Annotated in this window: 5 protein-coding genes and 1 pseudogene; all 6 read right to left on the reverse strand. The window is 41.6% G+C overall.

Features of this window, described 5'->3' with window-relative positions; genetic code table 11:
- Positions 1 to 1,184, reverse strand: a pseudogene (locus MWU84_RS22970) (hypothetical protein); the annotation flags it as partial.
- A gap of 731 nt (positions 1,185 to 1,915) precedes the next feature.
- Positions 1,916 to 6,436 carry a Calx-beta domain-containing protein gene (locus MWU84_RS22975; RefSeq protein WP_246906274.1) on the reverse strand — a complete coding sequence of 1,507 codons (4,521 nt, stop codon included), beginning with the start codon at positions 6,434 to 6,436 and terminating at the stop codon, positions 1,916 to 1,918.
- A 390-nt stretch (positions 6,437 to 6,826) separates the two neighbouring features.
- Positions 6,827 to 8,494, reverse strand: a complete 1,668-nt coding sequence (locus tag MWU84_RS22980; protein WP_246906278.1) for a hypothetical protein — start codon at positions 8,492 to 8,494, stop codon at positions 6,827 to 6,829.
- 342 nt (positions 8,495 to 8,836) lie between these two features.
- Positions 8,837 to 10,774: an OmpA family protein gene (locus tag MWU84_RS22985; protein ID WP_246906282.1), complete on the reverse strand. Its 1,938-nt coding sequence runs from the start codon at positions 10,772 to 10,774 to the stop codon at positions 8,837 to 8,839.
- Positions 10,775 to 10,784: 10 nt separating this feature from the next.
- The gene (locus MWU84_RS22990) at positions 10,785 to 11,738 is read right to left on the reverse strand and encodes a type IX secretion system membrane protein PorP/SprF (RefSeq protein ID WP_281502611.1); all 954 of its coding nucleotides are present in this window, start codon (positions 11,736 to 11,738) and stop codon (positions 10,785 to 10,787) included.
- Positions 11,739 to 11,753: 15 nt separating this feature from the next.
- On the reverse strand, positions 11,754 to 15,164 hold a 3,411-nt coding region (locus MWU84_RS22995; RefSeq protein ID WP_246906285.1), incomplete at its 5' end, for a gliding motility-associated C-terminal domain-containing protein.

Genomic DNA, 15,164 nt, shown 5'->3' on the forward strand with positions numbered 1-15,164 from the left:
TTGGCTGTTACTATGGAAAGATCCTCTACCTTAAAAGGATCCAAGGTAGTACCTAAACCTGTTATAGTTACCTGATCTGCAATGGCATCAAAGCTGGACTTATCCACCCAAGCAACCGTGCCTACTGCATCGGTAACCAAGACTTTATCATTACCACCTGAGGAAATATCTTCTGTTAAAATGGTACCGTTCAAAATATTTTCTGTCTGAACCGCATCATCGGCCAATTTAGCATTGGTCACGGCATCATCACCCAATTTTATGGTAGTTACCGCACCATCGGCCAGTTTGGCCGTTACTATGGAAAGGTCCTCCACCTTGAAAGGATCCAAGGTAGTACCAACTCCTGTTATAGTAACTTGATCCGCGATGGCATCGAAGCTAGACTTATCCACCCAAGCAACCGTGCCCACGGCATCCGTAACCATAACCTTATCGTTACCACCTGAAGAAATATCCTCTGTTAGGATAGTTCCGTTCAATATATTCTCTGTCTGGACTGCATCATCGGCCAACTTAGCGTTGGTCACTGCGTCTGCTCCAAGTTTCGCTGTTACTACGGAAAGATCTTCTACCCTAAAGGGATCCAAGGTAGTTCCAACTCCGGTAATTGTTACCTGATCGGCGATGGCGGTAAAGCTGGATCTGTTTACCCATGCCACTGTTCCAATTGCATCCGTAACCAATACCTGATCCGTACCACCACTTAATATGTTTTCTGTCTGTACTGCATTATCCGCCAATTTTGCATTGGTAACCGCATCATCTCCAATTTCCAATACTACATCGCCCAACAAGGCATTTACATCTCCACTCACATCAATGGTAGTGGATGTAATATTGCCGTCACCTGTAAGGTTACTTAGATCGGCATTAAAAGTTCCTCCATTCTCAAGGGTTAGTGTCAACTGATTGTTAACGGGATTAAAGCTAAATACCTGAAGTTGCTGACTATCCGTAGATGTTAATTCCCAGGAGTCCCCGTCCCAAAAATAAATAGTACCTGTATTTGTATTTACATATATATCTCCAACATCGGCGCCGGATGGCGTTGCTGTCCCAGGTGCAGTAACAAGTGTGCCGCTTAGCACCTCACAATTACACTGGTCTTCCAAATTTACTGTAGTTTGCGCCATAGCAAATCCAGAAATTAGAAATATGATTAATAAAATCCCCTTCTTCATAATTAATACTTTACTTAGGTTGGTTGCTATTCATCTAGTAATTCCCCCACATCTGTACAAAACTGATGTAACCGAATTAAACCGATCTATAACACCATACAAAATTAGCCGTATACATGGCAGAGAGAAATAAATGTTGTGTAACCCTATATTTGTATTGTCTATACCTCGATACTTGAGGTTTTGAATTATTCCAAGACCTGTTTCCAGGTAATTTCACTCGTCGATTATCCCAATAATAGCAACACTTGCCGAATATAGATTGTAGGAAAAATCGGTGAATTGGTACATTTCAAAATGGAATAAATTCAATAATTCTTTTTAACCTTATGGGCTATTTTTTTATAGATTTTGAGGATATTTTATTATTGAAAGACTGAAAAATGTAAACTCTTGAAAGATGGAAGAAACATATGGAAAGTAGTACTCAAAACAACACCAAAAAGCTAACAAAAATCTGTTTATCAGCTCTTTAATGTATTTTTTTTTCGAAATAAAAATGCACTCCGAATCCATGTCATTTGATTTCGAGAATCCCATTCAGCATAAAAATTCTAAGTGAATTCTTTCCGAAGCGACTTCCTTGGACCGAGTTTTGTTTTTTAGGGAGCTAATTGCTACAAACCAACTAGTTTAAACATATACCATTGGTCGACCTCCAAAATGTGCAATGATTTTTGTTCAATTATTGTTTTTTTTACAAACCATTATTATACAGAATGTTACAACAATTAATTTGGTTTAACCCTATATGTTATTCTTCTGTTGGTGATAAGGGTATAACCCTTAATCACACTTTTGGGAGAAAACTCCGAAGTGGAATTGGCAACCGTTGCCGTTGATGTCAAAAAATTTCCAATTACCAATCCTGGAGGAAGCGGAATAGTGAATTTGAACCTATTGGTATTGTCCGTATTTCCATCCAAATCCGTATAGGGTGAAGTCCCGGATTCAGCATCGGAACCACTGCCTTCTACCACCGTAGCCAAATAGGTCTGGCCCTCACCATAATCGGTGGACCTTCCCAATTGATTGTCCCCTGCAGTAGCGCTTCCTTGATTTATATCGGTTAAAAACAATTCTATGATTGCCCCTGGCCTAGCCCAACCTTCTACTACCAAATTGGTGCCAGCGGCATAGGCGGCCGAAATAATGGGGAAGTTTATTAACCCATTGGGACCATTATCCCCATCTCCCGAATCATTTAGGGTCACTCCATCTTGATTCAAGTCGATTCCAAGCGCAGGACCAGCAGTACCATTCGCATAAAAGGAATTTTGGGAGATTAAATTCCCAGAACTATTGTTTATAATTTCAAGTCCCGAACCTGCATTGCCATGAATTATATTTCCGGTGATTGAAGCATTATCATTACCCAAAATAATTCCTGCAAGACAGTCCCCTCCCATTAAACCAGAAGTAGTTATTGTATTCTGATCTATATTTATTGGCGAGGATACATTTTCCGCATCAACTCCAAATCCTCCTGAATTTTCAATGAGGTTGGTCTCAATTACTATACCGCTCCCATCCTTTACCTCAATGGAGGGTTTACATTCATCGGTTCCATTGTTGGTAAAATGATTATTCGTTATTACCGTAGAGGTTCCCCCGTCAATGAAAATTGCTGCTTCTTCAGCACCACTTAGATAGTTACGCGCTATGGTTGCTTCACCATCTTTTATTTCGACAGTGTATTCCAAATCCCCTGATTTAACCCCTACTGCATTTACGCCCAATAAATTTTCATATAGATAGGCCGTACCAGAATTCACTTGAACTGACGATTTATCATTCGTATAAACGGCTAAATTGCGAAGGGTAGCACTATTTCCTTCCAGCCTAAATAATTCCTTGGTATCTCCTCGTACCTGAATTTCAGGGAATTCAAAATCTGGAAGTGCCGTTGCCGAAACACCTACAGAGGAACCTCCACTACCCATACTCCCTGAATTGTTGTCCCCAGAATATGCCGTTTGGGTCCTACCATCAATTATGGTATTGGTTCCTGTTATTATTGATAACTGATAGGCATCAGTGATATTAATGTCGAAATAGCCGCTGGCGAAATTGGCATCGGCTGTTCTTCCTAATGCATCCGAAGTAGGAGGTATCATAAAGATTGATGTATCCTCCCCTGCAGCCGGATCAAAAATGGAATTGGCCTCAATATCCAAGCCTGTTTCATTTAAATTATTGGAATTTACAATGAATTGTTCCAAAGAGCCTTGTCCGTATTCATTGGTGTTTACTATGGTATTAAAGTTAAAGCCAAAATCTATACCAACTACCCCATTACTAGCCACTGATACGGTTGATACACTCTGTGCATTATTTAATATTCCTAAAGCAACATCCTGCTGTTGGGAGGGATCGGCTCCGCCGATTTCGTCCGTAACCTCAGTTAATAAAGATGCATCTCCATATTTTCTAAATGTTTGTACCGGGTAACAAACAGAGCAATTGAGGCCGCCCCTATTGGAACGCACCGTTGAACTTACAGTTTTAACCAAATAATCCCCGTCGGCCATCCCACCAAATGAATAATAGCCATTGATGTCCGTTGTTTTCCGTTGCATAAAGTTTCCAGAAGTGTCAAATAATTCTACTACGGCTCCTGAAATTCCCAGAGCTCCTGTGGTGTTTTTGTTTCTTCCCTGTCCTCCAGGATAATTTACGTCTTCAAATACGGTGCCCGCTATCAAATTAGAGGGTACCTTTAAAACTACCGCTGCAGAGATTACAAAATCCTGCCCCACGTCTACATTGGCTGTCACTTGTGTATCAGCAGGTGAAATGTAGCTTGCAATGTCATACGTATCCAAATCCACTCCATAAGAAGTCGTTGTATTATGGATTGGAACTACTGTATTATCATAAATTGTGGAATTGTAGGCATTGTTCCCTGATTGACCTCCATCTCCGGTAAGCACATAAGTTGTACCCGATTGGTTGGTTATGGAAAGTTCCTCTGGGTTACTGGAACCGGAACTTGAACCATCCAGATTGGGGTCTCCCTCCCAGGATAAAAACGAGGCCTTTGCTCCCGAACCCGCAATGGCATAGAAAGAATCCAAGGTAAAGGACGTGCCTGAATTACTAAGACCATCAAAGCCTTGGTACAAGTTAATGTTTACAGCAGGCAATGAAGGATCTTCATAAAAGACTATTAGAGTCCATCCGCCAAGTACCGTGGCGGTAGAACAGTAATTTCCGGTATTATCTACATCCAGATCGCTAAAGTCATAAGTATTTGTCGACGGATTGGCAATCCCTTGTACTATGCTTGTTACATCACTTACATAGCCATAAAAGTTTCTGTTGGTCAGCGTAGTCTGATATAAATAATTTGCAGAAACGTTCTGACCCTCAAAAGTTACGTCCGGATCCCTGACCGTATTGGAATGTGCCCAATACAAATATGCCCTTTCCACTGTAGCCGTAGCCGGAATGGGAGAAACCAGGGTATTGGAAGATGAGGTCGTTATAGCGCAGGCGTTTCCACTATTGCTCTGCGTTCTTAACGATCCTCCCGTAGAGGAATAATCATAATACCCATCAAACTCTTGAAATAGGGTCAAGGGATCATTGGCCAAAATCTGTGTATTTATAGTCCCTGTTCCGGTATCCGTATAATTTATAGTACCATATGAGGCTGTAGCCCCTGTAAATCTAATGGTAAATTCTTCGGCGTTCTCTGGAACCCCATCATTGGAAATGGGTACCGAAATGGTCTGAACATTTCCTAGTTCCCCAGTGAAGGTTAAAGTCCCAGAGGTAGCGGTGTAATCGCTCCCAGCCAAGGCCGAACCGTCAACAGTTTCAAAATCTACAGTGAAAGGAACATGTATATACCCAAACAACCAACTATATCCATGGCTTGCCCGTGTTTGGGTAACCGTAAATACGGCATTACCCACATCCTCATCAAAAGAAATATCAGTTATTACTATTTTAGGGCCTTCCGGATAGCAACTAACATCGGCCTGCCACCCTTCTCCTGTATTGGATCCATTGGAAGTAAATCGAAAGGTTAAACAGCCTGAACTATGGGTCGATTCAATAATATCAGGTATATTGTTATTGTCGTACTGACCAATTAAGGTTCCCCCTGTAGTTGTACCCTCATAAACCCTAAGACGATCCCCACTCTGAACATCAAAGCCAATGAAATCTATGCTGATGTAATTGTTTGCGGCATCCGGACAAATAGTATAAACTATATCCTCATTGTTACTGTAATTACCTACCCCTCCAGAATCTAAAAAAGTATTGCTACAAGTAGTTTCCGTAGTTCCATCTGTCATAATGATGGCATCGTCATCATTTATAGTTCCTGTAGCGGTATCTGAAATGTCCACTGCAGCATCTGAAGAGCTGATAAATTCTAAAGTAAAATTCTCGGGATTCTCAAATACAGTATCATCCAATATGGGTATAGAAATGGTTTCTGTATCTCCTGCCACCCCATTAAAAACTAGAACTCCAGACTGCGCAGAATAATCACTTCCTGTCAGGGCAGTGCCATCAACCGTTTGGAAATTCACTGTAAACGGTCCACTGGCATTGGCTCCTGTATGGGTAACGGTAAACACTGCAGTACCATCATCTTCATTTACAACCACATCATTAATGGAGATTAAGGGAGTTACAGTTGCAGAAATTAGAAAATTATCAATATACACGGAAGAATCATCCTCCCAATCATTACTTCTCCACCCGTTGGAACCAATAAATCTTATTGTCGTATTTGCGGCAGCGTATGATGTAATGTCGAAGCTATAAATCCCCGATGAAGTACCGGTAAATGTTCCAATATTGGTGTAATTGACGCCATCAGAAGACACCTCTACATCTAGACCTTCATTGCTCCACCACCTGTTTTCAAGACCCACTGTTTGCCAATCAAACGACAGGGTTGCCGAAGCTGCACCTGCTAAGTTCGCCGATCTTCTAATACTCTCGTCATTGCGATCTATTCTCCTAAATCTGAGTCTATTACCGGTTATCCTAATTCTCCCGTTATTGGGATTGTTGTTATCATTCGATTCGATCCAATTGGTTGAAAAATTGGTATTTCCATCATTATTGGAATACGACTTGGAACTAAAATTATCGCGGAAAGTATCTTGTCCAAAACTACTGGACACCGATAAAAATAGAAATGCTAATAAATAAAAAGTATGGATACCTTTGTATTGCAATGACGGGAATAATCCCTTGATAAATCTTATGGGAATGACTAAATCCATTTTAATTATCTTTTGGATAAGTGAAATGGTACTAGAGCCTGCAGACGAATACGCAAATGTTTTTGAGCTGGCTTTATGTTGGTTTGTAAACTTGATGATATTGCTTTTAATTTACTTTTTTAGAGCTTCAAGTTTTTCAACTTTAGTAAAACAAGTAAAATCAAGCCTAAAAATATACCAGCAGGTGCCGGATACCTAAATTTTGTTGTGTAAAGAGGTTGGAGTAGAGTGAACGAGTAGAATTCTGCTGTTTCTGTTAAAAAAATTTTGGAAACCGATTAATTTTAACAAGTATTTGGTCGATAACCCCCCAAGAATCAAGGTTCCTAAAAAATAATAAGTAATACAAAAAAGGTAGAAGGAGCTTCTAAAAAAGCCTCTGGATTTCGATTACATATCAACCCTATAGGTTATTTTCCTATTGGTAATTACAGTTCTCACCTTAACGGTCAACAATGCTGAAGATGAATTTGTTGATGGACAACTGGATCCTGATTTTGAAGCTATAATACGATATCTATAGCCATTTTTATCTGCACCCGCCGTCTTGACCGTTAAGGCAGTGGACTGGGTTCCTGCATACTCTGTGCCGTTTGAAATGTTGTTGAAGACTGTTCCCCCATCCGTACTCACCTGCCATTGATAGGTATCTGCATTGGTTGCAGTTACCGTAAAAATGGCATTACCTCCGGTAAAAATAACTTGATCTGGTCCTATAGCAGCCGTTGAAGGGGTGTCTTGGGTAACTGTTATTGCCGTCCTTGCTCCACTGCGGCAATTGGTCGACGTATTTCTTGCCTCGGCATAAAAAGTACCAGGGCCACTGGGAGTATAAGTTGTATTGCCCAACAATAACAATGTTCCTCCACTAGGTGCATTGTACCAGTCCACTGTCTCGCCAAACCCTACGGATGCCGATATACTCGGTACGGCATCACCGGTACAATAAGACTCATTACCCCCACTGGTAGGAGCACTTACCACTGGACACGCACAATTAGGCGCGGTCACTGGAAGTTGATTAGTACAGCCATTGGCATCGGTTACCGTTACCACAATGTTGGTTCCGGATGGAACATCGGTGATGGTCCAAGTATTTCCGGAGGTATTCGTCACAGTACCAGCCGTACTGGTTACCGTTCCCGTACTAACCGTTACGCCCAATCTGTAAGTAGTAGGCGAAAAAAGTCTAAAAACACAAGTAGGAGAAGTGCTTACAGAAATTGTAGGCCTTGGAAGAATAGTTAGTTCTACAGCTGTTCTAAAAAGACTTCTTCTATTGGAATCCGAATTATCCACGCTCTCTCCATAATAGGTAACGTTACCCACCGTATTTAGGGTTGGGGAAACCGGAGAACCACCACTGCTAGCAGTATACCATACCACATGTGCCCCGGAGGGCGGGGTTGCAGAAGCGGTTAGGGTCTGTATTGGGTTTTGTTCGCATTCAGTAATGTCCCCATTACTGGTGGGAGGAGGAAGTGCTGATTCTATGTCATCAAAAGAATAATCGGCACCTCCATTTCCATTACAGTTAGAAAACTTTTCAGTACCTATATAAATATTCTGGGAGGCATTACAATTCTTGTCGGTAGTTATCTGTCCTCCATTATTATAGATCTGTGCGCCTGTAGGTAAATGTAAATCGGCATTCTTTACCCATGTTAGAATACCGTCACTTTGAACGGAAACTACCATTATATTGACATCAAAATCCCCATTATTTGGTAACGAAAGGGTGTCATCACCACCAGATTGATCACCAATTATTAATTTATCTATGGTATAGGAAGTTATATCAACATTTAGAGTAACCGTATTACCACTACCAATGGTTACCGTTCCTACGTTACTGTTTTGCCCGGGATAAGAAGTAGCGTTGACCCAAGCAATACCATTGTAGATCTGCCAGGTACTGGAACTGCTCCAATTACCGGTTGCCTTTGACCTATAATCTCCAGTAACCTGAGCAATTACAGGGATACTAAAGATTACAAATAACAATAGTAAAACCGATTGTTTTAATTTCTGGCTCGATAACATTGATATTAAAGACATTTCTTATTCCTAATTCCGATTGACATAAACTTCACATGAGTATTTCCGCCAAGTCTATAATTTAGTTCTACCTAAACCAATGATTCCAATCTCAAATGGTGAAAATATCAAAAAATCGAAGTGCACGAAACAATATGTTGTGAAGTACCGTTAAACTGTGGTAAATACCCCATTCAAGGAGAATAATAGACAATGATAATCATTAAGAATTAATGATAACGTTAAAGTCCAGCTACCAAAGAGTTATATCTGAAAAAACTCCTGTTGAAAATAATTACACAACTAAAAACGAAAATGCAGCTGAGGAAACAGCTGCATTAAATTTAACTTTTGAATGAATTTTTATTCTAAAATCAAGAATTCAGACCTTCGGTTTAATTGATGTTCTGCTTTGGAACATCTTACACCATTGACACATCTGTTTACCAATCGGGTTTCCCCAAAGCCTTCGCCCTGCAATCTATCACTTGATATTCCTTTTGAAACCATATAAGCTACCGTAGATTCCGCTCTTTTTTGTGATAACCACAAGTTATAGGCATCAACCCCTTGACTGTCGGTATGGGAAGTAACCTTGAGTTTTAAACTTGGATACTTTTCCATGGCAGCAATTACCTTTTGAATTTCAATTTCAGCGTCCGGCCTAACATTATACCTGTCAAAATCAAAATAAATGGTACTTAGCTGTAATAATTTGGCTAAATCGTCCCCATAACCCGCTGTTACGGTATCCCTTTCCAAATAAAAATCAACTATCAAAGGCTTACTATCGGATATATTAAGATACTCTTCGGAAGGCACATATCCTTGCATTGTGGCCCTAACAAAATTACCTTTATTACAGTCTATGGTAATACTGTAATTGCCATTAGAATCCGTTATTGCCGATGCCAATTCCTCATTATTTTCATCAATAACCTTCACCGTTGCCCCTACTAAGACCTCATTGGAAATTTTATCCCTTACGGTACCTGTAATTGGTTTAATACAATCGAATTCCAATTTTTTCGTCTCTACAAAACTATATATATCGTCCTCACCCACTCCATTCTCCCGGTTCGAAGCAAAGTAGCCGTTTCTGGTTTCTTCATTTATAATGAAGGTAAAATCATCCAACTCACTGTTTACAGGTTTTCCTACATTTAAAACGGTCCCTATATATTGACTGTCGGAAATTTTCGTAGCAAATATGTCCAAACCACCTAATCCGGGATGACCATCGGAAGAAAAATAAAGTACATTTTCACTGGTAACGTAAGGGAAGGTTTCCCTTGCTTCCGTATTGATAATATTACCCAAATTTACTGGAGTCCCATAAGTACCATCACTATTAATGGCTACTTTAAAAATATCCGACTCCCCATAGGAACCCGGCATATCTGAGGCAAAATATAGTATTTTTTCGTCCGGGCTAAGTGTAGGGTGTGCAATGGAATAGGATTCGCTATTAAAGGGAAGTTCCTCAATATGGGTCCATACTCCGTTTTCTTTGACCGCTTTAAAGATCTTTAGGCGTACCACTCCCTTTTCATCTTTTACGGTTTTACCGTCAAATAGATTATTTCTGGTAAAATAGAGGGTGTTGCCATCCTTACTAAAGACCGACGTAGATTCGTGATATCTGGTATTTATATCGTCCCCAAATTTCACCACCTTGTTTTCAGAAACACTGTCGGCATTTATCTTGTACAGGTCCAAAAAATCCTTGGCATTCCAAGTATGTCTATATCGAGCCAAATTACCGGTATCCCTGTCTGAAGAGAATATCAGTCCTTGTTTGTAATAAGTAGGGGCAAAATCTGAATATCTGGAATTAAATTCGAATTTCCCAATGTCATATCTCCCTGAATTACTTTCTATTTCCGCCAAATAATCCCGTTCGGTCATGTAAAGATTGGCCCTTACGTCTGCAGATGTCATTTCTGAAAACTGGGTCATTACCTCTTTGGACCTATCATATTCGCCCAAGGATCTTAAGGTTTGGGCATATCTAAAATAGTACTCTGGCCCAATACCTTCCTGATATTCCTTCAATAAGCGTTCATAAATGTCCGCGGCCTCTTTATATTCTGCATTAAAATAATAAGAGTTACCCAGCTTCATTAACAGATCCGCTGACGTATATCCCTTGTCCAGTACACGTTTATAGATATCAATGGCCGGACTAAAGGAATAGTCGCTGTATTTTTCATCTGCCTTATTTATTAATCTATCCTGGGCAATGAGAACGTTACCAAGGACAGAAAATAATACTGTCAGCAAAAAAATTCTTTTTATCATTTTATATTTTTTAAAAGAAGCGCGGTGATACCATTCTTCGGAACGATTTAACCAGTTCAAATCTTAAAAACACTTCAAAGGACCCGTCATTAAATTGTGTTCCTCCCAACTCTGTGGTTTCTCGGTCATATGCCAGACCAATCATAAACTGATCGCTCAATTGAAATCCCAACATACCACTTAAGGCGGCATCCCATCTATAAGCAGCACCAAAGCTAAACTTGTCATTGAACAAGAAACTGGCGGATAAATCTATTTGTAAGGGTGCCCCGCCCACCACTTTGGTCAATACAGCCGGTTTAAACTTAAAATTATTATTCAAATCAAAGACATAACCTGTAATTAAGTAAAAATTCATTCTTTCCTTGGAAAGGAATTGTACCGAATTGGGATCTCTTTGCGAATTGTCAAAATACTGTGTCTCCACAAGGTTTGGTGCAGAAAGTCCGGCATAAAATTTATCGGTATGATAATATACCCCCACTCCAAAGTTGGGAGAAAATTTATTATCAATATTGTCCCCTTGTATATTTTCCGAATCAAAATTGTTCAAGCCATTAAAATCCAGACTCAACATATTTCCCCCGACTTTTAATCCAAAGGACAATTTGGCATCCAAGGCAACATCAACGGTATAGGACAACACAGCATCCAACTGAGTTTCCTGAACCACACCATCACCTATATTGTCATTTATTATTGAAATACCGTAACCCAATCTACTATTCCTTATTGGTGAGTGCAGGTTTAAGGTCTGTGTTTTTGGCGCCCCTTCCAGACCTACCCATTGGGACCTGTAAAGTGCTGCAGCACTTAACTGCCCCCTAGATCCTGCATAAGCCGGGTTAACACTCATGGTATTGTACATATATTGGGTATACTGTGCATCTTGCTGGGCGTATAGTCCGGCAATCAAGAAAAACAACATAAAAACGGTTGCGAAGAGACTCTTTTTATATATCATCTACTAATAAATATTTTATTTACTCACATAAATATAACCACTATCTGTAATATTCTGCTGTTTATTTTCATAGTTGAAAATATAATAATAAACACCCGCGGGCAAATAATTGTTTCCAGTAACGGTGGATCTTGCCTTGGACCTACCGTCAAAGACATTATTTTGGTTATTATACCCCTTGCCTTCATAAACAGAAACCCCCCATCTATTGAAAATTTTCAAGCTATTGTTATTGGCATTTCTCACCCCTCTAATAAATAGAAAGTCATTTTTACCATCAGAATTAGGGGTAACGAGTTGATTCACTTCAATTTTTTCATCATCATCACCTTCTTCCACAATAACTGTAACCGTAGCCGTGTCGCAATTGTCGGTATTGGCGGCTTCACAGATCGTATATGCAATGGTATAGGTACCATCTGCAGTACCGGGAGCTAGGCTTACGCTACCATCCTCGTTTATAATCAATTCTGCCGTTGGGACAGAGCTGAGTACCACATCCTCGGGAGCAACCAACTCCCCGTTTAGAGTGTCGTTGGAAAGCACGTTGCTACCAGATATTTCACCGGTATTATCGGTATCCGTGGTATATGCATCGTCCACTGCATCGATTATGTAATCCATGTCAGGACCTACCTGAACGGTTACCGTGCCGGTATCGCAATTGTCCGTATTTGCAGCTTCGCATATGGTGTAATCTATAGTATAGATGCCATCGGCAGTTCCGGGAGCAATGGTTATACTGCCATCCTCATTTATAGTAAGCTCATCCGTAGGAGTGGAAGTAAGAATCACGTCCTCAGCGGCTACCACTTCCCCGTTGATAGTATCGTTGGAAAGCACGTTGCTATCAGGTACCACTCCGCTGATGCCGGTTTCCACGCCATAGCTATCGTCCACGGCATCGATTATGTTGTCCATTTCAGGTCCTACCTGAACGGTTACCGTGGCTGTATCACAATTGTCCGTATTGGCCGCTTCACAGATAGTATATTCTATTGTATAGGTACCATCGACCGTTCCAGGGGCAATGGTCACAGTACCATTCTCATTTATAGTAAGCTCATCCGTTGGAGTGGAGCTCAGTACCACGTCGGTGGCGTCTACCACTTCCCCCTTGATAGTATCGTTGGAAAGTACGTTGCTATCGGGAATAACACCACTGACATCGGTATCCACGCTATAGTTATCGTCTACGGCATCTATTACGTTATCCATGTCAGGACCTACTTGAATAGTTACCGTACCAGTATCGCAATTGTCCGTATTGGCGGCTTCGCAGATGGTATATTCTATAGTGTAGGTACCATCGGCCGTTCCAGGGACAATGCTTACACTGCCATCCTCGTTTATCGTAAGTTCATCCGTTGGAGTGGAGCTCAGTACCACATCCTCATCGGCTACCACTTCCCCGTTTACAGTATCGTTGGAAAGCACATTGCTGTCGGGAATAACTCCGCTTACATCGGTATCCACGCTATAGCTATCGTCTACGGCATCTATTACGTTATCCATATCAGGACCTACTTGAATGGTTACCGTGCCGGAATCACAATTGTCCGTATTGGCGGCTTCGCAGATCGTGTATTCTATAGTGTAGGTGCCATCAGCAGTACCGGGTGCTACGCTTACACTGCCATCCTCGTTTATGGTAAGTTCATCCGTTGGGGTAGAGCTCAGTACCACGTCCGTGGCATCTACCACTTCCCCGTTTATAGTATCGTTGGAAAGCACGTTGCTATCGGGAATAACACCACTGACATCGGTATCCACGCTATAGCTATCGTCCACCGCATCTATCACGTTGTCCATGTCAGGACCTACCTGAACGGTTACCGTGCCGGTATCGCAATTGTCGGTATTTTCGGCTTCGCAGATGGTATATTCTATTGTATAGGTACCATCGACCGTTCCTGGGGCAATGGTCACACTACCATCCTCGTTTATGGTAAGTTCATCCGTTGGAGTGGAGCTCAGTACCACGTCCTCAGCGGCTACCACTTCCCCGTTTATAGTATCGTTGGAAAGCACGTTGCTATCAGGTACCACTCCGCTGATGCCGGTTTCCACGCCATAGCTATCGTCCAAGGCATCGATTATGTTGTCCATTTCAGGTCCTACCTGAACGGTTACCGTGGCCGTATCACAATTGTCCGTATTGGCGGCTTCGCAGATCGTGTATTCTATAGTGTAGGTGCCATCAGCAGTACCGGGAGCAATGGTTACACTACCATCCTCGTTTATAGTTAGTTCATCCGTTGGGGTAGAGCTAAGTACCACATCCGTGACGTCTACCACTTCCCCGTTGATAGTATCGTTGCCAAGCACGTTGCTATCGGGAATAACTCCGCTTACATCGGTATCCACGCTATAACTATCGTCTACGGCATCTATTACTTTATCCATGTCAGGACCTACCTCAATGGCTACTGTGGCCGAAGCACAAACATTGGGATCGGGTATAACATTACATACCTGATAAATTATAGTAACAATTGTGTTGGATTCGGATTCTACAGGGGTATAGGTTAGGAAGCCGGTTTCTTCATCAAAAGTCACAGTACCTAGGGCACTACCGCCAATCATGGACAATGTCGTAATACCTATATTGTTGGCATCGTTATTAGGCAAATAATCATCATTCTCCAAAATATTGATGGCCACTTCTGTCAAGGCAGGGGTTGAACCAGAGTCATCCCTGGCCGTTGCTACAAGTGGATCAGGATCCGTTCCATTGGGATTTCCATCGTTATCACAGTCGAGCACCTCCCATTCTACAGTGGGGGTCAACGTAATACTTTCAGGATTATAATCGCATGGATCCAAGGGATCCGTACCGTCCGTTTTCTCGTCCTCATTAGTTACACCGTCCCCATCGCAGTCCGTATCGTTCCAAGTAGTAGACGGAGCTACAGTTTGGTGGGCCAAGACAAAATCGCAAGAATCCAAGGGGTCTGTACCGTCTTCGTTCTCTGTCCCGTTCGTTACCCCGTCCCCATCGCAATCAGCCTCTAAATAGTCGCCGCTTTGCGCCAAGGTTATATGTTCAGGATCATAATCGCAAGGATCCAAGGGATCAGTCCCATCCGTTTTCTCGTCTTCATTGGTTACCCCATCACCGTCACAATCCAATTCGTTCCAAGTATTGGAAGGAGTTAACGTCTGGTGGGCCAAAACAAAATCACAGGGATCCAAAGGATCAGTTCCGTCTTCCTTCTCATCCTCGTTGGTTACGCCATCACCGTCACAATCGGCATTTTTCCATTCCGTTGATGGAGAACAGTTTTGATGTGCCAGGACAAAATCGCAGGGATCCAAAGGATCTGTTCCATCCTCCTTTTCCTTTTCATTAGTAACACCATCACCGTCACAGTCTGCATTCTTCCATTCCGTGGACGGGCTACAGTTTTGATGTGCCAAGACAAA

The organism is Arenibacter sp. F20364, assembly GCF_023015905.1.
GTDB lineage: Bacteria > Bacteroidota > Bacteroidia > Flavobacteriales > Flavobacteriaceae > Arenibacter.

What these genes read in the sequence shown, in the direction of transcription:
- MWU84_RS22990 (WP_281502611.1), bottom strand. Translation starts at nt 11,738, where the DNA reads ATGATATATAAAAAGAGTCTCTTCGCAACCGTTTTTATGTTGTTTTTC.
- MWU84_RS22980 (WP_246906278.1), bottom strand. Translation starts at nt 8,494, where the DNA reads ATGTCTTTAATATCAATGTTATCGAGCCAGAAATTAAAACAATCGGTT.
- MWU84_RS22975 (WP_246906274.1), bottom strand. Translation starts at nt 6,436, where the DNA reads ATGGATTTAGTCATTCCCATAAGATTTATCAAGGGATTATTCCCGTCA.
- MWU84_RS22985 (WP_246906282.1), bottom strand. Translation starts at nt 10,774, where the DNA reads ATGATAAAAAGAATTTTTTTGCTGACAGTATTATTTTCTGTCCTTGGT.